This window comes from Euzebya sp., from assembly GCF_964222135.1.
Lineage (GTDB): Bacteria > Actinomycetota > Nitriliruptoria > Euzebyales > Euzebyaceae > Euzebya.
The window spans coordinates 72,863-91,321 of the sequence record NZ_CAXQBR010000045.1; the positions used below are offsets into that span (position 1 = coordinate 72,863).

The 18,459-nt window shown below is 74.3% G+C and carries 15 protein-coding genes and 1 pseudogene; 12 read left to right on the forward strand and 4 right to left on the reverse strand.

Annotated elements, in window-relative coordinates; all coding sequences use genetic code 11:
* Positions 1-4: 4 nt before the first annotated feature.
* The gene (locus ACEQ2X_RS10460; protein WP_370325758.1) at positions 5-868 is read right to left on the reverse strand and encodes a fructosamine kinase family protein; all 864 of its coding nucleotides are present in this window, start codon (positions 866-868) and stop codon (positions 5-7) included.
* 80 nt (positions 869-948) lie between these two features.
* Entirely contained in the window at positions 949-2,592 is a 1,644-nt protein-coding gene (locus tag ACEQ2X_RS10465) for a S8 family serine peptidase (RefSeq protein ID WP_370325759.1), read from the reverse strand.
* A 519-nt stretch (positions 2,593-3,111) separates the two neighbouring features.
* On the opposite strand from ACEQ2X_RS10465, the gene ACEQ2X_RS10470 reads away from it, so the two are divergent.
* From ACEQ2X_RS10470 to ACEQ2X_RS10505, 8 genes are all read left to right on the forward strand, one after another.
* Positions 3,112-3,876 carry an electron transfer flavoprotein subunit beta gene (locus ACEQ2X_RS10470; protein ID WP_370325760.1) on the forward strand — a complete coding sequence of 255 codons (765 nt, stop codon included), beginning with the start codon at positions 3,112-3,114 and terminating at the stop codon, positions 3,874-3,876.
* A 35-nt stretch (positions 3,877-3,911) separates the two neighbouring features.
* Positions 3,912-4,886, forward strand: coding sequence for an electron transfer flavoprotein subunit alpha/FixB family protein (locus ACEQ2X_RS10475; RefSeq protein WP_370325761.1), 975 nt, complete (start codon positions 3,912-3,914; stop codon positions 4,884-4,886).
* A gap of 315 nt (positions 4,887-5,201) precedes the next feature.
* A complete protein-coding gene (locus ACEQ2X_RS10480; RefSeq protein ID WP_370325762.1) occupies positions 5,202-6,617 on the forward strand; it encodes a hypothetical protein in 1,416 nt (471 codons plus the stop codon).
* A 68-nt stretch (positions 6,618-6,685) separates the two neighbouring features.
* Positions 6,686-6,907 carry a hypothetical protein gene (locus ACEQ2X_RS10485; RefSeq protein ID WP_370325763.1) on the forward strand — a complete coding sequence of 74 codons (222 nt, stop codon included), beginning with the start codon at positions 6,686-6,688 and terminating at the stop codon, positions 6,905-6,907.
* The gene (locus ACEQ2X_RS10490; RefSeq protein ID WP_370325764.1) at positions 6,907-8,154 is read left to right on the forward strand and encodes a Glu/Leu/Phe/Val dehydrogenase; all 1,248 of its coding nucleotides are present in this window, start codon (positions 6,907-6,909) and stop codon (positions 8,152-8,154) included. The genes ACEQ2X_RS10485 and ACEQ2X_RS10490 overlap by 1 nt, the downstream gene beginning before the upstream one ends.
* A 48-nt stretch (positions 8,155-8,202) precedes the next feature.
* Positions 8,203-9,390, forward strand: a complete 1,188-nt coding sequence (locus ACEQ2X_RS10495; protein WP_370325765.1) for a cysteine desulfurase family protein — start codon at positions 8,203-8,205, stop codon at positions 9,388-9,390.
* Positions 9,391-9,395: 5 nt separating this feature from the next.
* The gene (gene mnmA, locus ACEQ2X_RS10500; RefSeq protein ID WP_370325766.1) at positions 9,396-10,460 is read left to right on the forward strand and encodes a tRNA 2-thiouridine(34) synthase MnmA; all 1,065 of its coding nucleotides are present in this window, start codon (positions 9,396-9,398) and stop codon (positions 10,458-10,460) included.
* A 50-nt stretch (positions 10,461-10,510) separates the two neighbouring features.
* Positions 10,511-11,494: an aldo/keto reductase gene (locus ACEQ2X_RS10505; RefSeq protein WP_370325767.1), complete on the forward strand. Its 984-nt coding sequence runs from the start codon at positions 10,511-10,513 to the stop codon at positions 11,492-11,494.
* An 80-nt stretch (positions 11,495-11,574) separates the two neighbouring features.
* Here ACEQ2X_RS10505 and ACEQ2X_RS10510 read toward each other — a convergent pair whose 3' ends face one another.
* Entirely contained in the window at positions 11,575-12,486 is a 912-nt protein-coding gene (locus ACEQ2X_RS10510; RefSeq protein WP_370325768.1) for a GNAT family N-acetyltransferase, read from the reverse strand.
* A 281-nt stretch (positions 12,487-12,767) separates the two neighbouring features.
* Here ACEQ2X_RS10510 and ACEQ2X_RS10515 point away from each other — a divergent pair, with 281 nt between their 5' ends.
* Positions 12,768-13,748 (forward strand): oxidoreductase, encoded by a 981-nt coding sequence (locus ACEQ2X_RS10515; RefSeq protein ID WP_370325769.1) that lies wholly within the window; start codon positions 12,768-12,770, stop codon positions 13,746-13,748.
* 28 nt (positions 13,749-13,776) lie between these two features.
* Here the strand turns inward: ACEQ2X_RS10515 and ACEQ2X_RS10520 are convergent, their stop codons facing one another.
* Entirely contained in the window at positions 13,777-13,926 is a 150-nt protein-coding gene (locus ACEQ2X_RS10520) for a hypothetical protein (protein WP_370325770.1), read from the reverse strand.
* A 171-nt stretch (positions 13,927-14,097) separates the two neighbouring features.
* Between ACEQ2X_RS10520 and ligA the strand changes: the two genes are divergently transcribed.
* The 3 genes and pseudogenes from ligA to ACEQ2X_RS10535 form a co-directional block, all read left to right on the forward strand.
* Positions 14,098-16,125 (forward strand): NAD-dependent DNA ligase LigA, encoded by a 2,028-nt coding sequence (ligA, locus tag ACEQ2X_RS10525; protein WP_370325771.1) that lies wholly within the window; start codon positions 14,098-14,100, stop codon positions 16,123-16,125.
* A gap of 213 nt (positions 16,126-16,338) precedes the next feature.
* Positions 16,339-17,295 (forward strand): hypothetical protein, encoded by a 957-nt coding sequence (locus ACEQ2X_RS10530; RefSeq protein WP_370325772.1) that lies wholly within the window; start codon positions 16,339-16,341, stop codon positions 17,293-17,295.
* A gap of 9 nt (positions 17,296-17,304) precedes the next feature.
* Positions 17,305-18,321, forward strand: a pseudogene (locus ACEQ2X_RS10535) (AAA family ATPase); the annotation flags it as partial.
* Positions 18,322-18,459: the final 138 nt, after the last annotated feature.

Below are 18,459 nucleotides of genomic sequence, written 5' to 3' on the forward strand. Positions count from 1 at the left end.
CCCCTCAGCGGTAGCGGTCGACCGCCGCCTGGGTGCGGGCGACGTAGCTGCCGCCGAACCGGATCGCGTGGACCGCCAGTGGAGGGATCTGGTGCAGCGCGACCCGGTCCCGCCAGCCGTCGGCCAGCGGGTGCACCTCGTCGTAGGCCGCCCAGCAGACCGCGTCGAACCCGCCGAACAGGGCCATCATCGCCAGGTCGGCCTCACGGTGGCCGCCGTGGGCCTGCGGATCGATCAGCCAGCTCGCCCCGGTCGCGTCGACCACCCGGTTGCCGGCCCACAGGTCGCCGTGCAGCCGGGCAGGCGGCTCCACGGGCACGTCGAGCCGATCGACGGCGTCCGCCAGGTCCTCGAGACCGCGCACGAGTGCGTCCGGCAGCGCGCCGCGGTCGCGGCCGCTGCGGGCGAGGGGGCGCAGCCGCCGCTCTGCGAAGAAGGCCGCCCAGGTCCCACAGGGGTCGTTCGGCACGGCCAACGACCCGGTCGTGCGGCCGTCGGTGCGGCCGAAGGTGTCCGCGCCGACGGCGTGGAGGGTTGCCAACCCCCGTCCGAACGCCGCCTCGTCCGCCCGGGTCCGTCCGCCCTCGTCGACCCACTCGAGCACCAGGTGGGCGGGCGTCGCGTCGTCGGCGGCGAGGACCGCCGGCACCGGGAGCGCCCGCGCGTCGGCCAGCCAGCGGAGGTCGGACGCCTCGGTCGTGAACATGCCGGGCGGCGGGTCGGCGAGGGTCTTCGCGAACGCCGTCCGCCCGTCGGCCAGGTCGAGCGCCCACGCCTCGGCCACGTCGCCGCCCGCGATGCGCCGCCCACCGCGAACCTCGACGCCGAGGCGGGCGTCCAGGCCGGCGCGGGTCCACCAGCCGGTCATCGACCGGTGGTCCGCGTCGATCCCACCGGCGCGTGCAGCACATCGCCCACGGTAGTCGGGTCGTCTGCGCCGGCTGCCTCCTAGAAGCCCAGCGACCAGCTGGCGATCGTGCCGGTGTCCTGGCGGTACACGTCGGCGACGCGGAGGGTCCAGGTGCCCGCCGCCGCGACCGATGACGCGTCGACGGTCCAGGTCTGCACCACGTCGTCGGCGCTGTCGCCGGCGCTCGGCGCCTTCAGCTCGACCGAGGCGCCGCCGGGGGCGATCAGGGTGATGCGCAGGTCGCCGCGATAGGTGTGGGCGATGTCGACCGACACCTCGAGGTCCGCGGGCGCGGTGCCCGCGCGGTCCACCTGCAGCGGCGCGTCGACGCTGCCGGCGTCGGGGATCGCGAGCGGGCCGGTGAACGTCACGACGTCGCCGCTGCCGCCGTCGTCCCCGCCGCCGTCGCCCCCGCCGCCGGACAGGCCGAGCGCGCCCGGGGCGTCGAGGATGCCCGCCCCGCAGCCGCTGCAGGATGCCGGGAACGCCCGGGCGCTGCTCACGAGCGCGTCGGACACCTCGGCCGGGGTGATCGCCGGGTCGTCGGCGTACAGCAGGGCCGCGACGCCCGCGACGTGCGGGGTGGCCATCGACGTGCCGTTGTACTGGGCGTACCCGGGGCCCGCCGGCGAGGTCGCGCCGACGTCGACGGTGGACAGGACCCCGCCGCCGGCGCCGCCGCCGGGTGCCGCCAGCTCGACGACGCTCCCGTGGTTCGCGTAGGAGGCCCGACCCCCGTCCCGGTTCGTCGCCGCGACCGTCACCACGCCGTCGCAGTTCGCCGGCGTCGCACCGGAGGCGTCGGTCGAGGAGTTCCCGGCCGCGACGACCACGGTGGCGCCGGCGGCCCGCGCGGCGTCGATCGCCGACTGGTAGGTGGCCGGGCACGAGCCGGACCCGCCGAGGCTGAGGTTCAGGACATCCGCCGGGTTCGGGTTGGCCGGGACGCCGGACACCGAGCCGCCGGCGGCCCAGGTGATCGCCGCGGCGATGTCGGAGTCGTAGCCGCCGCAGCGCCCGAGGACCCGGGCCACGACCACGTCCGCATCGGGGGCGACGCCGAGGCCGCCCTCGCCGTTGCCGCTGATCGCGGCGCCCGTGCCGGCCACGTGGCTGCCGTGCCAGGAGGAGTCGCGGGCGGAGCTGAGGAACCCGCACTCGCCGGCGGCGCTCCAGTCGCCCGGGTCGGCGTAGTCGGCGTCACGTCCGCCGCCATCGCGGGAGACGAAGGAGTCCGAGATGAAGTCGTATCCGCCGACCACCTGCGCGTCGAGGTCGGGGTGGCTGACGATGCCGGTGTCGATCACCGCGACCGTCGCGCCGGCGCCGGTCGAGGTGCCGTGGGCCGTCGACAGCCCGATCCCGCCGGTCGGCTCGGAGTAGTGCCACTGCTGCCCGGCGAGCGGGTCGGTCTGGGCGATCGTGCGCAGGTGGTCCTCCTCGACGCGCAGGACCCCGTCGGCAGCGGCGAGCTCTGCCTCGAACGCGGCCTTCTCGTCGTCGTCGAGCTGGCGGTCGAGGGTGATCACCGCGGCGTCGCCGACGGTCCGGCCGACCAGCGTCGCCTCGGCGTCCACCGACGCGGCGGCCTGGTCCGCCTGGGCGTCGGCCGCGCCGCTGCTCGACTGCTGGCTGGCCTTCGGGGCGTAGGTCACGACGTAGCGGGTCGGCAGTTCGGGCACGCGCTCGGGCTGGTCCGGCGACGGCTCGAAGGTCCGGCCCCCGGGGGCCGGCTCGTCCGAGCCGCCGTCGTCCTGGCCGGCGGCCGGGACGGCGGTCAGCGCGAGCAGCGCGGCGAGCAGGATCGGCAGCGCACGGCGCTGCCCCGGCAGGTGGGTCCGGGTCTGTCCCCTTCCGGCGCGGGGGCCGCCCGGAGCTGGCTGTGCGGCGCGCTCGCGCGGTGCGCCTCGACCCCGTACGACCCCACGTCCCCCGTGGTGTTCGCGGCGAGCGACACCGACGCTACGGAGCGCGACGCGACCGGCTCAAGGGGCGCGACGTGCCGACCTGACCACCCCGCCCCCGGTTGACTCGCGGGGTGTCGTGGACTAGTGCGCGCGAGGGACCTCGATTTCTGGCAGTGGTTCGAGGGCTGTTACCGTTGGGTAACCAGCCTCTCGCCGGATCACACCGGCTCGCTCTCCCTCCACCCCCCGACAGCGAGGTCAGCCACAGTGCGAATCATCTGCCCTGTCAAGCGCGTGCCGGACACGGCCGCTGAGAAGAAGGTCCACGACGACCTGACCGTCGACCGCGACTCGGTCGAGGCGATCCTCAACGCCAACGACGAGTGGTCCATCGAAGAGGCCATGCGGATCAAGGAGTCCCGCGACGGCGTCGAGGTCATCGCCCTGTGCATGGGCCCCGACTCCGCCCAGCAGACCGTCCGCAAGGCCCTGTCCTACGGCCTCGACGGCGCCATCCAGATCACCGACGAGGCGCTGGCCGGCTCCGACGCGACCGTGACCGCGAAGGTGCTCGCGGCGGCGCTCGAGGGTGAGGAGTGGGACCTCATCATCATGGGGAACCAGTCCTCGGACGCCCGGTCGATGCTGGTCCCCGCGATGCTGGCGGAGTACCTCGACGTCCCGGCGCTGACCTACGCGAAGCGCCTCGAGGTGTCCGAGGACGGCAGCGTCGAGGCGGACCGCGAGACCTCCGGCGGCCACGAGACGGTCCAGTCGACCCTCCCCGCGGTCGTCAGCGTGGTCGAGGCGATCAACGAGCCGCGCTACCCCTCCTTCACGGGGATCATGGCGGCGAAGAAGAAGCCGCTCGAGACCAAGGACCTGGCCGCGATCGGCCTGTCCGCGGACCAGGTGGGCCACGCCGGCTCGGCGACCACCATCCTCGAGGCCACCCCCAAGCCGCCCAAGCAGGCCGGTGACAAGGTCGAGGACGACGGGTCGGGTCAGGTCGGCGCCAAGGCGCTGGTGGACTTCCTCGTCCAGAAGAAGTTCATCTAGGCGCGCTCGCGACGGACCGAGAAGGGACACACCACATGACTGACATCCTCGTCCTCGTCGAGCACGACGAGGGGACCCCGAAGAAGATCTCCAACCAGATCCTCACCGCCGCCAAGACGATCGGCGACGGCCAGGTCGTCGCCGCCATCTTCGGCCCCGGCGCCGCCGGTGCGGCCGACAAGGTCGGCGAGTACGGCGCCTCCACGGCCTACGTCTGGGAGGGCAGCGAGGTCACCGAGTACGCCACCGAGCCGCAGGTCGCCGCGCTCGCCGCCGCGATCGAGGCGTCCGGCGCCCAGGCGGTGCTGTACGCCTCCGACCCGTTCGTCACCGACATCGTGGCCCGCACCGCCATCCGCGTCGGCGGCGGGGTCGTGGCGGACGCGGTCGACCTCGAGCTCGACGGCGACCGGGTCGTCGCCACCAAGGCGATCTTCGGCGGTGACATGAACAGCCGCTGCCAGGTCGACGGCGACCGCACCCAGTTCGTCGGCGTGAAGCCGAACAGCTTCCAGGCCGAGCCCTCCGGCGGCGGCGCCGCCGAGGTCGTGCAGCTCGACGTGACGCTGCCCGAGTCGGCCACCCGCGCGAAGATCACCGGTCGTGAGGAGGCCGGCAGCTCCGGTCGTCCCGAGATGACCGAGGCCGCCATCATCGTCTCCGGCGGCCGCGGTCTGGGCGACGCCGACGGCTTCGACCTGATCGGCCAGCTCGCCGACGCCCTCGGCGGCGCGGTCGGCGCGTCCCGCGCGGCGACGGACGCCGGCTGGATCGCCCACAGCCACCAGATCGGCCAGACCGGCAAGACGGTCTCGCCGCAGCTGTACCTGGCCAACGGGATCTCCGGCGCCATCCAGCACCGCGCCGGGATGCAGACGTCCCAGACCATCGCGGTCATCAACAAGGACCCGGAGGCCCCGATCTTCTCCATCGCCGACATCGGCATCGTGGGCGATCTCTACAAGGTCATCCCGCCGCTGATCGAGGAGATCAACAAGCGCAAGGACTGACCGAGGCCCGCTAGGATCTGCGTCGACGCCCCCCGTGACCCACTCACGGGGGGCGTCCTCGTGCCCGGGGAGGGGTGGGGGCTGGGGACGGCGCGGTCCTCGCCCGGTGGATGGACTCGACACCGTCCGGGGTCCCCCAGTGAATGGATTCGACATCCTCGGAGGGGGAGGGGTGGGTCTGGTGAGGCCTGGGTGCACCGACGTGGTGGCAGATGCCGGGAGTGGGGCACCGGTCCACGTCGTAGATGTCGATTCCATCCAGCCAATGTCGGGGGGAGGGGTGGGGGGCTGCGCGGCCCGTAGGATCGCCGGTCGATGGCGACGACCCCGTGGTTCAGGCGACGGCCCAAGGAGCTCGAGCGCGAGCAGGCCCGGGTCCTGCGCGAGTGGCTGCGCGGCGAGGTGCTGCCGTTCAACCGGTTCTGGGCCGCCCGGTTGCGCGGTGTGGAGAAGGCGGTCAGCCACGTCGGGGCCCTCGACGTCGTCCCCGTCGCCGACGAGGCGGACCTCGCCGGGGTCGGCGGGCCCGGCAACCCCGGGCTGGTCCTCAGCCCGACCGAGGACCAGTTCAAGCGGCACGCCCGCCGCGGTGACCTGCTCGACGCCGCCCGCCGGGCCGGCGGGTCCGGTGCCACCGGCCGCCGCCAGGCCCTCTGGTACCGCTACAAGCCCGTCCACGTCCACGAGGCCGGTGTCGAGCGGCTGCTGGCGATCGCGTACACCAGGGCCGACCTCGACCTCCTCCACCTCGGCGGGGCCCGGCTGGCGGAGGTGATGGGCTGGGGCGCCGAGGACGCCCTCGTGAACCTGGTCCCCGCCGGCCCGTCGGTGCGGTTCTGGGGGCTGTACCACGCCGCGCTCGCGACCCGGATGACCGCCCTGCACCCCCGCGGGGCGGGGCAGCCGGCACTCGCCGCCGCGCGACGGGGCTTCGCCCTGCTGCCCGCCTCGATCCTCGCCGCGCCGGTCGGTGAGCTCGAGGCGGTCCTCGGCGAGCTCGCCGACGCCGGCGTGACCAGCCCCAACCTGCGGATGGTCGCCCCGGTCGGACCCCCTCCCTCCCCGGAGACCCGGGTCCGCCTCGTCGAGCTGGCCGAGCGGATCGCCGGACGCCCGGTCCAGGTGCAGGCGATCTGGGCGCCGGAGACGTCCCGGGTGCTCTACGGCGAGGCGCCCGCCGCGGCCGACGACCCGCCGGAGGCCACCTACGGTCTGTTGACCTACCCCGACCTCGAGCTGCTGCAGGTCCGACGGCCGGGCATCGCGACCACCGACCGCGAGGGAGGGGAGGGTGAGCTCGTCGTCACCTCCCTCGGCTGGCGGGGCACCGCGCTGATCCGGCTGGCCACCGGTGCCTGGGTCGGGGGGATCGAGTCGCGGACCGTCCACCCCGTCACCGGCGCCACCGTCCCCCGCATCGCGCCCCAGGTCGCCGACGCCGCCTGGCAGCCGCGGGTCCGGACGGCCGTCGGGACGGTGCGGGTCGACCTCCGCGGCGCCGACCGCGTCGTGGCCGACGGCACCGCGACGATCCCGGTGCGCGACTGGTCCCTCCGCGTCGTGGACGAGGTCCTGGTGCTGGCCCTCGACGTCGAGCGGCCCCCGGACGACGGCACCGTCCGCGCGCTGGCCACCCGGGTCGGGGAGGCCGTCGGCGCGATCCCCGACGTCCGGCTCGACCCCGCCCTCGCCGCCGCGCGGCCGCAGGTCGGCGACGCCGGTCCCGGGTGAACCGAACGCGGTTCGGCCGGTGCGACCCGCGCCGTTAGGCGACGGCGTCGGGTGGGAATGGACCGCCCATGAGCCACCAGCGCGACGACCGTGTGACCGGCGACGAGAAGAGCCCGCGCAACCTGTTCACGCACGGGCGCAGCGGCGAGGACCTCCACCGCGCCCCGGCCGCGGCGGACGCCGCGGACGCGCGGGAGTCCGCCGGACCGGACGTCGCCGACGTCGAACCCGGTGACGACCAGGCCGAGGAGGCGCCGTCGGAGACCGCTGAGCGCGGGGAGGGCGGCTGATGGGGCTGAGCGACGACCTCGACGTCTTCGTCTCCGACGCGATGCGCGGGCTCGCGATGTCCGACGACGAGTGCCGCCTGCTGAACACCCCCTTCCGGGAGGTGTCCTTCGAGGTGCCCCTGCGCCGCGACGACGGGTCCCTGCACGTCTTCCGCGGGTACCGCGTCCAGCACGACCGGGCCCGCGGGCCGTTCAAGGGCGGGATGCGCTTCCACCCCGGCGTGGACCTCGACCACTTCCGCGCGTTCGCGACGCTGATGACCTACAAGACCGCGCTGGTCGACGTCCCCTTCGGCGGCGCGAAGGGCGGGGTGGCCTGCGACCCGACGTCGCTCAGCGCCGCCGAGCTCGAGCGCCTGGTCAAGGGCGTCACCCAGCGGCTGGACCCGATCATCGGACCCGACGACGACATCCCCGCGCCCGACATGGGCACCGGGCCCCAGGAGATGGCGTGGATGATGGACGCCTACTCCGACGCCCACGGCTACTCCCCGTCGGTGGTCACCGGCAAGCCGCTCGTGCTCGGCGGCTGCCCTGGTCGGGCCAGCGCGACGGGCACCGGCGTGGCGGTCGCCACCGAGCGGGCGTGCGCCCACATCGGGTTGGACCTCGACGGGGCGACGGTGGCCATCCAGGGCTTCGGCAACGTCGGGGCGCACGCCGCGCTGCAGCTGCGGGCGCGGGGCGCGCGGATCGTGGCGGTCAGCGACGTCGACGACGCACGCCGGTCGGCGGGCGGCCTCGACCTCGACGACGTCGCCCGCGCCGTGCGGGAGGACCCGGAGGGGGATCCGCCCACCGTCGCCGAGGCGTTCGGCGACGCCGAGCCGTTCGACATCGGTGATCTCCTCACCCAGGACGTCGACATCGTCGTCCCGGCGGCCATCGGCGGCGTCATCGACGGCGACGTCGGCGCGGCCCTGCGGTGCCGGCTGGTGGTGGAGGGGGCCAACAACCCCACGACGCCGGAAGGCCACGCGGCGATGCGCGACGCCGGCATCACCGCGGTGCCGGACATCCTCGCCAACGCCGGCGGGGTGACCGTGTCGTACTTCGAGTGGGCCGGCAACCGCGGCGGGCGGCCCTGGAGCGCCGCGCAGGTCGACGAGGAGCTCGAGGCCGTCATGGTCCGCGCCTTCGACGCCACCGCGGACCGGGCCGGCGAGGACGGGACCGACCTCCGCACCGCCGCCTTCCGCATCGCGGTGGACCGGGTCCGCCACGCGCAGGCGCTCAGGGGGGTGTAGGGCCCGGGGCTCGAGGGAGCAGGGCGTGTGGGGAGTAGCTTCGGCGGGGTGATCTACCTCGACCACGCCGCCACCACCCCCCTCGCCCCCGAGGTCGCCGAGGCCATGGCGCCCTGGCTCACCGCCGGCGCGGTGGGGAACGCCTCGTCGCTGCACGCCGCCGGCCGGCGTGCGCGCGCCGCCGTCGAGGACGCCCGGGACCGGGTGGCGGCCGCCGTCGGCGTCACCCCGCTCGAGGTCCTCTTCACCTCCGGCGGGACCGAAGCGGACGGCAGCGCGATCAAGGGGCTGGTCTGGGCGGCCCGCCAGGCCGGGCGCGGGACGGCGGTCGTGACCACCGCGATCGAGCACCACGCCGTCCTCGAGTCCTGTGAGTGGCTCGCCGACCACCAGGGCGTGGACGTCACCGCCGTCGGGGTCGAGCCGGACGGCATCGTGGACGCCGACCGCCTGCTCGACGCCGTCGACGACGCGGGCGCGGGCGACACCGCCCTGGTCAGCGTCATGGCGGCCAACAACGAGCTCGGCACCCTCCAGCCCCTCGACGTCATCGGGCCGGCGCTCGCCGAGCGGGGTGTCGCCCTCCACACCGACGCGGTGCAGGCCTTCGGGAGGATCCCGCTCGCCGTCGACGTGTGGCAGCCGACCGCGATGGCGCTCAGCGCGCACAAGTTCGGCGGTCCGACCGGCGTCGGCGTGCTCGTGCTGCGGCGCGACGCCACCCCCCACCCGCTGCTGCACGGCGGCGCGCAGGAGCGCGGGGTCCGGTCGGGGACCCTCAACGTCGCGGGGATCGTCGGCCTGGGCGTCGCGGCCGAGCTGGCCGCGCGGCGCCAGCCAGCCGAGCACGACCGGGTGTCCGCCCTGCGCGACCGGATGATCGCGGCCCTGACCGCCATCGACGGGATCGCGCTCAACGGGCACCCCGAGCGGCGCCTCCCCGGCCACGTGCACCTCGCGGTGACGGGGGTGGACGCCGAGACGCTGCTCATGGCGCTCGACCGGGCCGGGGTCGCCTGCTCGACGGGGTCGGCCTGCCAGTCCGGTGCCGCCCGGCGCAGCCACGTGCTCGACGCCATCGGTGCGGCAGCCGACGCCGCGCACATCCGCCTGACCCTCGGGGCGACCACCACCGCAGACGACGTCGACGCCGCCACCCGGATCGTCGCGGACGCGGTCGCCGGGCTGACCGCCGATAGCGTGGGAGCGGTGAGCGGCCCGGACGGCGAGGGGTAGCGGCGATGGCGCAGGTCATGGTCGCCATGTCGGGCGGCCTCGACTCGACGATGGCCGCCGCGCTGCTCGTCGAGCAGGGCCACGACGTCACCGGCGTGCACCTCAAGATGGCCGACACCCCGTCGGGGTTGCCCGGGAAGGGCTGCTGCACCCTCGACGACGCGCGTGACGCCCGCCGCGTCGCCGACCGGCTCGGCATCGCCTTCTACGTGTGGGACTTCGCCGACGCGTTCGCCGAGCGGGTCGTCGAGGACTTCGTCGACGCCTACGCCGCCGGCCGGACCCCCAACCCGTGCGTCCGCTGCAACGAGCGGGTGAAGTACGCCGCGCTGATGGAGCGGGCGCTGGGCGCGGGCTTCGACCGGCTCGCCACCGGCCACCACGTGCGGCTGCGGACCGACGCCGACGGGACGGTCCACCTGCACCGCCCGGTCGACGACGGCAAGGACCAGACCTACGTGCTGTACATGGCGGGCCAGGACCAGCTGCGGCGCTCGGCGTTCCCCGTGGGGGAGCACCGCAAGTCCGAGCTCCGCGCGATGGCCGCCGAGCGCGGGTTCGTGACCGCCGCCAAGCCGGACAGCCACGACATCTGCTTCATCCCCTCCGGGGACACCGCCGGGTTCCTCTCCGCGCGCCTCGGCCGGCGACCGGGCCCGATCGTGGACGTCGACGGCACGCGGCTGGGCTCCCACGACGGCGCCTACCGCTTCACCGTCGGCCAGCGGCGGGGGCTCGGCATCGGCGGGCTCGACGAGCCCCGCTTCGTCACCGGGACCCGCGGCGACACGATCACCGTCGGGCGCCGCGCCGACCTGGCCGTGACGTCGGTGACCGCCGAGGACGTGACCTGGACGACGGCGGCCCCCGCGCCGGGTCAGGGCGGGTTGACCGCCCAGGTCCGCTACCACGGCGCGCCGCTGCCGGTGGCGCTGGACCTCGACGGCGACCGGATGGCCGTGACGTTCACCGGCGAACAGCCCCTCGGCGTCGCCCCGGGCCAGGCCCTCGTGGTGTACCGGGACGACGAGTGCCTGGGTGGCGGCACCATCACCGCGACGGCCCGCTGACCGGTCTGCGCGGTGTGTGCCCGTCGGGCGCAGCGGCAAGGATCGGGACCATGCAGACGCGGACGCTTGGCAGGACTGGGTACGAGATCTCCGAGGTGGGCCTCGGGGCGTGGCAGATCGGCGGTGACTGGGGCCACACCTCCGAGGAGGACGCGATGGCGACCCTCCACGCCGCCGTCGACGCGGGGATGACGTTCATCGACACCGCCGACGTGTACGGCGACGGCCGGTCCGAGCGCCTCGTCGGCCGCCTGCTCGCCGACCGCGACGACGTCGACCTGACCGTCGCGACGAAGGCCGGCCGGCGCCTGGACCCCCACACCGCCGACGGGTACACGCGGGAGAACCTCGAGGGCTTCGTCGACCGCAGCCTGTCGAACCTGGGGGTCGAGCGCCTGGACCTGGTCCAGCTCCACTGCCCGCCGACCGACGCCTACTACCGGCCCGAGCTGTACGAGGCGCTCGAGGCGATCCGGGACACCGGCAAGGTCGCCCACTGGGGCGTCAGCGTCGAGAAGGTCGAGGAGGGCCTGAAGGCCATCACCCACCCGGTGGTCGAGACCGTCCAGATCATCTTCAACGCCTTCCGCCAGCGGCCGGCGGACCTGTTCCTCGACCAGGCCGCCGCCCGCGACGTCGGGGTGATCGTGCGCGTGCCCCTCGCCAGCGGGCTGCTGACCGGCAAGCTGTCGCGCGACAGCGACTTCGCCGCCGACGACCACCGGAACTTCAACCGGCACGGCGAGGCGTTCGACGTGGGGGAGACCTTCGCCGGCGTGCCCTACGAGGTCGGCCTGGATGCCGTCGACCGGCTGCGCCCGATCGCCGGTGACGAGCCGCTGGTCCGCTTCGCCCTCCGCTGGGTGTTGAGCCACCCCGCGGTGTCCGTCGTGATCCCCGGTGCGCGCAACCGCGAGCAGGCCGGTCAGAACGCGGCGGCCAGCGACGCCGGCCCGCTGACCGACGACCAGGTGGCCGCCGTCCGCGAGGTCTACGAGGACCTCGTCGCCGAGCACGTCGAGGTCCGCTGGTAGCCCGGCGACTCCCGAGCGCCAGCGAGGTCACGAGTCGCCGGAACGGCGGAACGCGCCTTAGGCTCCTCGCCCTCCGGGGGTCAGGGGGCGGAGCCCCCTGGGATGAGGGACTTCTCGAAGAACAGGTCGGGGTACGGGTTGTCGTTGTACCGCTCGATCTCGACGTAGCCGGCCCGTCGGTACATGGCGATCGCCTCGACCAGGGTGGCGTTCGTGTCGAGGCGCATGACCCGGTGGCCCAGCCGCCGGCCGTGGTCCTCGAGCGCGGCCAGGAGGCGCGGGCCGAGCCCCATGCCGCGGGTCGCCGGGTCGACCCACATGCGCTTCACCTCGCCGACGCCCGCCCCGATCGTCTGCACGCCGCCGCAGCCCACGACCCGGCCGTCGAGGCGGACGACGACGAACACGCCGTGGGGAGGAGCGAGCCCGTCGAGGCCCCAGTCCCCACCCGGGTCGAACCCGCCGGGGAACCGGTCGTCCAGCTCGGCCACGTAGGCGCGCATCGCGGCGAGCGCGTCCTCGTCGTGCGGGTCGACGACGTCGAAGGACGCAGCCGCGGCGGCCAGCAGCCGGTCCGCCTCGGCGAGCGCCGCGGCCAGCCGCTCCCGCTGGCGCGGGCCCAGCCCGCCGAGGACCCGGTCGGCGAGCTCGTCGGAGCGGGCGTCCAGCCGCCGCCACTCCTCCCACCCGTCGGCGGTGAGCACCGCCCGCCGCTGCCGGCCGTCGTCGGGGTCGGGGGAGACGGTGACCAGCCCGTCGCCCTCGAGGCTCCGCAGGACCCGGCTGACGTACCCGGAGTCCAGGGCCAGGCGGGCCCGCAGATCGCGGACCGACGCGCCGTCAGGCCCCTCGGCCCCGATCTCGAACAGCATCCGGGCGTGCCCGACGGGTCGGTCGCCGCCCAGGAAGCGGTCGTCCAGCACACCGATCCGGGCGGTGAACGACCGGTTGAACCGGCGGAGGACCTCGGTGTGCGGGACATGTCGAGCCACACCGCGAGCATAGCCCAGATGTCTGACCGCGGTCAGAGGATTGGTCGCGCGGCCTTCCCCCACCCCACGAATCGACTCCGCTGCCCCACCGATGGGCTCCGCAGTCGGACCCGGCGCACCCGTGACCTGCACCTCCACCCACGGATGTGCACCGCGACGGTGATCGGGGCACGGTCTCGGAGTCGATCCGTGCCAGATGACCGTGCCAGCCGACCGTGCCAGCCGACCGTGCCAGACGACCGTGCCAGACGACCCCGACCCCACCCCCAGGAGCACCGACGATGTTCACCCTCGCCGACATGCCCGACCTGATCGGCCGCACCGCCGTGGTCACCGGTGCGAACTCCGGCCTCGGCCTGCAGACGGTCAAGGCGCTGGCGGGCGCCGGCGCGACGGTCGTGATGACCGCCCGCACCCGTGAGAAGTTCGACGCCGCCGAGGCCGAGATCCGTCCCCTCAACCGCCGGGCGGACCTGCGGTTCGTCGAGCTCGACCTGGCCGACCTGTCGAGCGTCCGAACCGCGGCGGACGCGATCGCCGCCGCGCACGAGCGGGTGGACATCCTGGTCAACAACGCCGGGGTGATGTTCCCGCCGGAGTCCCCGACCGCCGACGGCCTCGAGCTGCAGCTGGGCACGAACCACTTCGGGCACTTCGCGCTGACCGGCCTGCTCCTCGGCCCGCTGCTGGCCGCGGACGCCGCCCGGGTCGTGACCGTGTCCTCCGGCGCCCACCACATGGGGGAGATGGACTTCGACGACCTCCACCAGCAGCGCCGCGACGGCTTCGACACCATCCGCCAGTACGGGCGCTCGAAGCTCGCCAACCTGCTGTTCGCCCTCGAGCTGCACCGCCGGTTCGACGCCGCCGGCGTGGCTGCCCGCAGCGTGGCGGCGCACCCGGGCTACACCGCGACGAACCTGCAGTCCGCCGGCGTGCGCCTTCCCGGCGGCGGGTGGGTGCACCGCATCGCCGACTGGGGTTCACGCGTGCTGAACCCGCTCGTCGGGATGGACGTCGAGCAGGGCGCGCTGCCCCAGATCCACGCCGCCGTCGGCGACGTCGAGGGCGGGACGTACTGGGGTCCGCAGGGGTTCGGTGAGCTGCGGGGCCCGGTGGGTCGGGCGGGGATCAGCCGGGCGGCGAGGGACGAGGACGTCGCCAGGCGGCTGTGGGAGGTCTCGGTGGAGACCACCGGCGTGGACTACGCGGCGCTGGCCGCGACGGGCCGGACCGCGAACGGCCCCTCGACCGCGTCCTGAGGGGCGGTCGTCGGGGGCAGGACGTGGACTAGCTGTCCCGCCAGTCGTGGATCTCCTCTTCCCAGCGGGTCCACTCGTCGTCGACGGGGACCTTGACCTCGGCCTCCTCCAGGCTGTTGCGCGACTGGAGCCACGCGAGCCCGGCGCCGAAGAGGGTCACCCAGAGCACTTCAACCATCGCGTCGGTGTCCTCCACACTCCGTCAGGGTCTGCGTACCCTAACCGGCTCGGTCGGCTCCTACACGTCGCGGGTGAGGGGTTGGGGATTCCTTTGCCAACCTGTGAGATCCCGCCGTGAGATCTGCGTCGCCGGTCGGGGTGTCACAGCCCGCCCGTAGACTCCCCGCCGATGGCTGACCGTGCGACACGCCAGCGCGTCTCGGAGCTGCGCGACACCCTCGAGTACCACCGGTACCGCTACTACGTCCTGAGCGACCCGCAGATCCCGGACGCCGAGTTCGACGGGCTCATGCGCGAGCTCGAGCAGATCGAGGCGGACCACCCGGAGCTCGACCACCCGCAGTCGCCGACCCACAAGGTCGGGGCGCCGATCAGCTCCTCCTTCACGCCGGTCCGCCACCGCCTGCCGATGCAGTCCCTCGACAACGCCTTCGACGAGGCCGAGCTGCGGGCCTGGGCCGATCGCGTCGCGAAGGGGCTCGACGACGCCGAGCACGCCTTCACCTGCGAGCTGAAGGTCGACGGCGTGGCGATCTCCCTCGTCTACGAGGGCGGGCAGCTCGTCCAGGGGGTCACCCGCGGCGACGGGACGACCGGCGAGGACGTGACCGCCAACATCAGGACCGTCGACCACATCCCGTCCCTCCTCGACGTCGACGACCCGCCCGCGCTGCTCGAGGTCCGCGGCGAGATCCACTACCCGATCGCGGCGTTCGAGGAGATGAACGCCGCCCGCGAGCGGGCCGGCGACCCGCGGTTCGCGAACCCCCGCAACGCCGCGTCGGGGGCGCTGCGCCAGAAGGACCCCCAGATCACCCGGACCCGGCCGCTCGCCCTGATCGCCCACGGGATGGGGGCCGTCGAGGGGCTGGAGGTGTCCAGCCACTCCGCGTTCCTCGAGTTCCTGCGCACCGCCGGCATCCCGACGGCGCCCGAGACCCGCCGGGTCGCCTCGATCGAGGAGGTCATCGCCTTCATCGAGCGCTGGGGCGAGCACCGCCACGACCCGGACTACGAGATCGACGGCGTGGTCGTGAAGGTCGACAGCCTGGCCCAGCACCGCCAGCTCGGCTCCACGTCGCGCGCCCCCCGCTGGGCCATCGCGTTCAAGTACCCGCCGGAGGAGGTGCGGACCACCCTCCACCACATCGAGGTCAACGTCGGCCGCACGGGACGGGTGACCCCCTACGCGGTGCTGGAGCCGGTGCTGGTGGCCGGCTCGACGGTGACGTTCGCGACCCTCCACAACGCCGACCAGGCCCGCGCGAAGGACGTCCGGCCGGGTGACACCGTGATCGTCCGCAAGGCCGGTGACGTCATCCCCGAGGTCGTCGGTCCCGTGCTGTCGGAGCGCCCGGACGCCGTCGAGGCGGCCGGCCCGTGGCCGTTCCCCACCCACTGCCCGTTCTGCGGCACCGAGCTGCGGCGCCTCGAGGGCGAGGCGGACACCTACTGCACCAACTCGGACTGCCCGAACCGGATCCTCGAGACGCTGGACCACTACGCCAGCCGGACGGCCCTCGACATCGAGGGGCTGGGGTACGAGACGGCGAAGGCGCTGCTCGACGCCGGGCTGGTCACCGACCTCGCGGACCTGTACCACCTGGACCGCCAGGCGGTCCTCGCCCTGGACGGGTTCGGGGAGAAGAAGACCGACCTCCTGCTCGAGGGCATCGCCGCCTCGAGGTCCCAGCCGGTCGAGCGGCTGCTCGTCGGGTTGAACATCCGCCACGTCGGACCGACCGTCGCCCGGCTGGTCGCGCGGTCCCTCGGCGACCTCGACGCGATCCGGCGCGCCGATGCCGGCCGGATCGCCGCGATCGACGGCGTCGGACCGGCGATCGCGGACTCGCTGGCGACGTGGCTCGCGACCGACGCCAACGCGGCGCTGCTCGAGAAGCTCGTCGCCGCGGGGGTCCGGACCGACACCGACGTCGTGGCGACCGCCAGCGACGTGCTGGAGGGCCGGACGATCGTCGTGACCGGCACCTTGGAGGGGTGGTCCCGCGACGAGGCCAAGCAGGCGGTCGTGGACGCCGGCGGCAAGGTCACCGGCAGCGTGTCGTCGAAGACCTACGCCGTCGTCGTGGGGGAGAACCCCGGATCGAAGGCGGCCAAGGCCGAGGAGCTCGGCATCCCGGTGCTGGACGAGCAGGCCTTCGCGCGGCTGCTCGAGACGGGCGAGCTACCCACCTGACAGCGAGCCCCCCGATCGGCGAGCGCCCGGCCTGATCAGCGAGCGCAGGAGATGACCGCCTGATCAGCGAGCGCTGCGCCGCAGGCCCGCCGAGCCCCGACCGGAGGGAGGCTGCGGCTCGGCGGAAGAGCAAGGAACGGCCCCGAAGGGGCGCCAGGCGTTCCTGGTGGTTTGACTGCCGCTTTACCGCTGTGCCGATACCGTCATCGCCGTATGTCGACGACCGACGCTGCTGGCGCGCCGTCCGGGGCGCCCGGCGGCGGACCGGTCCACCCCACCTGGCGCGACCTGCCGGGCGAGCCGCCCTACGGACCCGTCCCCCCACCGCGGACGGCCCACATCGGCCCGGTCCCGGCCACCGCCCCCGTCGACGAGGGCTCGGCGATCAGCCCTGGCCAGATCGCCCTCGCGGTCGGCGGGGTCCTGCTGCTGGTGGCCATCGGCATCGGGGCCGCGCTGTTCCTGCTCGGCGACGACGACCCCGAGGTGGCGCAGGACGACCCCGCCCCCGACGTCACCGTGGCGCCCGACGACCCGTTCGACCCCGATCCCCCAGACCAGACGGCACCCCAGGCCGACCCGCCGCAGGGCCAGCTCGAACCGGGCCCCGCGGCGTCGGGGACCGAGGAGCCGGAGGTCGAGGGGCCCGACTCGCCGGAGGGCGAGCTCGCCCCGGAGGGTGACGCCGAGCCCGGTGGTGAGGCACTGCCGCAGGAGCCGGGGGCCGCGCCCGCGCCGTCCCTCCCCCCGCTGCCACCCTCCCAGCCCGACGCCGACGCCGATGCGGGCGACGTCGACCTGCCCCGGCTGTTCGCCCTCCGCACGCTGCCGGCGGGCATGGGGGAGGAGTCGACCACCGTCCGCCAGACCACCAGGGACGACGAGGTCGTCACCGAGCAGACCACGATCCTCTCCGTCGACGACGGCGGCGAGGTGACCGTCCGCGCCACCCGCGCCGAGGACGCCCAGGCGCGCCTCGACGGGCTGCTCGAGGGGGAGACCACCGAGGACGTCACGATCGCCGGCGAGCCCGCGCACCTGTTCGAGGACGGCAGGCTGGTGTGGCTGGTGCCCGGCGACCCCGACACCCTCATCGAGGTCACCGGGCCCGAGGACGTCCGCACCTCGGATCTGGTCACGATCGCCCAGGGGCTGGAGCTCCTCCGGTAGGGGGCCGACATGGACGAACCCGAGATGATGACACCGGCCGAGTCCGGGGAGGCGCTGACCCGCGTCCGCGCCGAGATCGGGCGGATCATGGTCGGCCAGCAGCGCGTGGTCGAGCGGGTGCTGGTGGCGCTGCTGTCCGGCGGCCACTGCCTGCTCGAGGGGGCGCCCGGCCTGGGGAAGACCCGGCTGCTCACCACCCTCGCGACGACGCTCGGTGGGTCGTTCAACCGCATCCAGTTCACCCCGGACCTGCTGCCGAGCGACATCGTCGGCACCCGGATCTGGCGCCAGGAGGAGAGCCGGTTCACCGTCGAGCGCGGCCCGGTGTTCGCGAACTTCGTGCTGACCGACGAGATCAACCGCGCCCCCGCCAAGGTCCAGTCGGCCCTGCTCGAGGTCATGGCGGAGAAGCAGGTGACCATCGGCGGGGAGACCTTCGCGGTCGACCGGCCGTTCCTGGTCCTCGCCACCCAGAACCCGATCGAGTCCGAGGGCGTCTACCAGCTGCCCGAGGCCCAGCGCGACCGGTTCCTGATGAAGATCCCGGTGGACTACCCGGCGGGTCCCCACGAGGAGCTCGAGATCGTCCGCCGCGCCGCCGGCGACCCCGTCGAGCCGCGCCGGATCCTCAGCCTCGACGAGGTGCGCAGCCTGCAGGCGACCACCCGCGGCGTCCACGTCGACCCGCGCGTCGCCGACTACGCGGTCCGGCTGGTGATGGCCACCCGTGACCCGGTCCGGTACGGCCTCGACAGCCTGGGGGACATGATCGCGTTCGGGGCCAGCCCCCGCGCCTCGATCGGCCTGGTGGAGGGGGCGCGGGCGATGGCGCTGATGCGCGGTCGGGGGAGCGTCGACGCCCAGGACATCTACGACATCGCCTACGACGTGCTCAACCACCGGCTGGTGCTGTCCTTCGACGCGGTGGCCGACGGCGTGACCGTCGACGAGGTGCTGTACCACCTGCTGACGACGATCCCGGCGCCGAGCCTCGGCGGGTACCAGCCGACCCCCCACCCCTCCGCCCGTCACCACCCCGCCCACGTGGCGGCACCCCAGGGTCCGCCCCCGCCGTCCCCCGCCCTCGACGGCCCGCCGGTGCCGACCGAGGTCGGCGAGCGCGCGCAGCTGGCGACGCCCTACGGCGTCGCTGCGGTCACCGGC

Bases quoted from the DNA above. Each gene is read 5' to 3' on its own strand.
- ACEQ2X_RS10460 (WP_370325758.1), bottom strand. From the start codon at position 868: ATGACCGGCTGGTGGACCCGCGCCGGCCTGGACGCCCGCCTCGGCGTC.
- ACEQ2X_RS10475 (WP_370325761.1), top strand. From the start codon at position 3,912: ATGACTGACATCCTCGTCCTCGTCGAGCACGACGAGGGGACCCCGAAG.
- ACEQ2X_RS10480 (WP_370325762.1), top strand. From the start codon at position 5,202: ATGGCGACGACCCCGTGGTTCAGGCGACGGCCCAAGGAGCTCGAGCGC.
- ACEQ2X_RS10485 (WP_370325763.1), top strand. From the start codon at position 6,686: ATGAGCCACCAGCGCGACGACCGTGTGACCGGCGACGAGAAGAGCCCG.
- ACEQ2X_RS10490 (WP_370325764.1), top strand. From the start codon at position 6,907: ATGGGGCTGAGCGACGACCTCGACGTCTTCGTCTCCGACGCGATGCGC.
- mnmA (WP_370325766.1), top strand. From the start codon at position 9,396: ATGGCGCAGGTCATGGTCGCCATGTCGGGCGGCCTCGACTCGACGATG.
- ACEQ2X_RS10505 (WP_370325767.1), top strand. From the start codon at position 10,511: ATGCAGACGCGGACGCTTGGCAGGACTGGGTACGAGATCTCCGAGGTG.
- ACEQ2X_RS10515 (WP_370325769.1), top strand. From the start codon at position 12,768: ATGTTCACCCTCGCCGACATGCCCGACCTGATCGGCCGCACCGCCGTG.
- ACEQ2X_RS10520 (WP_370325770.1), bottom strand. From the start codon at position 13,926: ATGGTTGAAGTGCTCTGGGTGACCCTCTTCGGCGCCGGGCTCGCGTGG.
- ligA (WP_370325771.1), top strand. From the start codon at position 14,098: ATGGCTGACCGTGCGACACGCCAGCGCGTCTCGGAGCTGCGCGACACC.
- ACEQ2X_RS10530 (WP_370325772.1), top strand. From the start codon at position 16,339: ATGTCGACGACCGACGCTGCTGGCGCGCCGTCCGGGGCGCCCGGCGGC.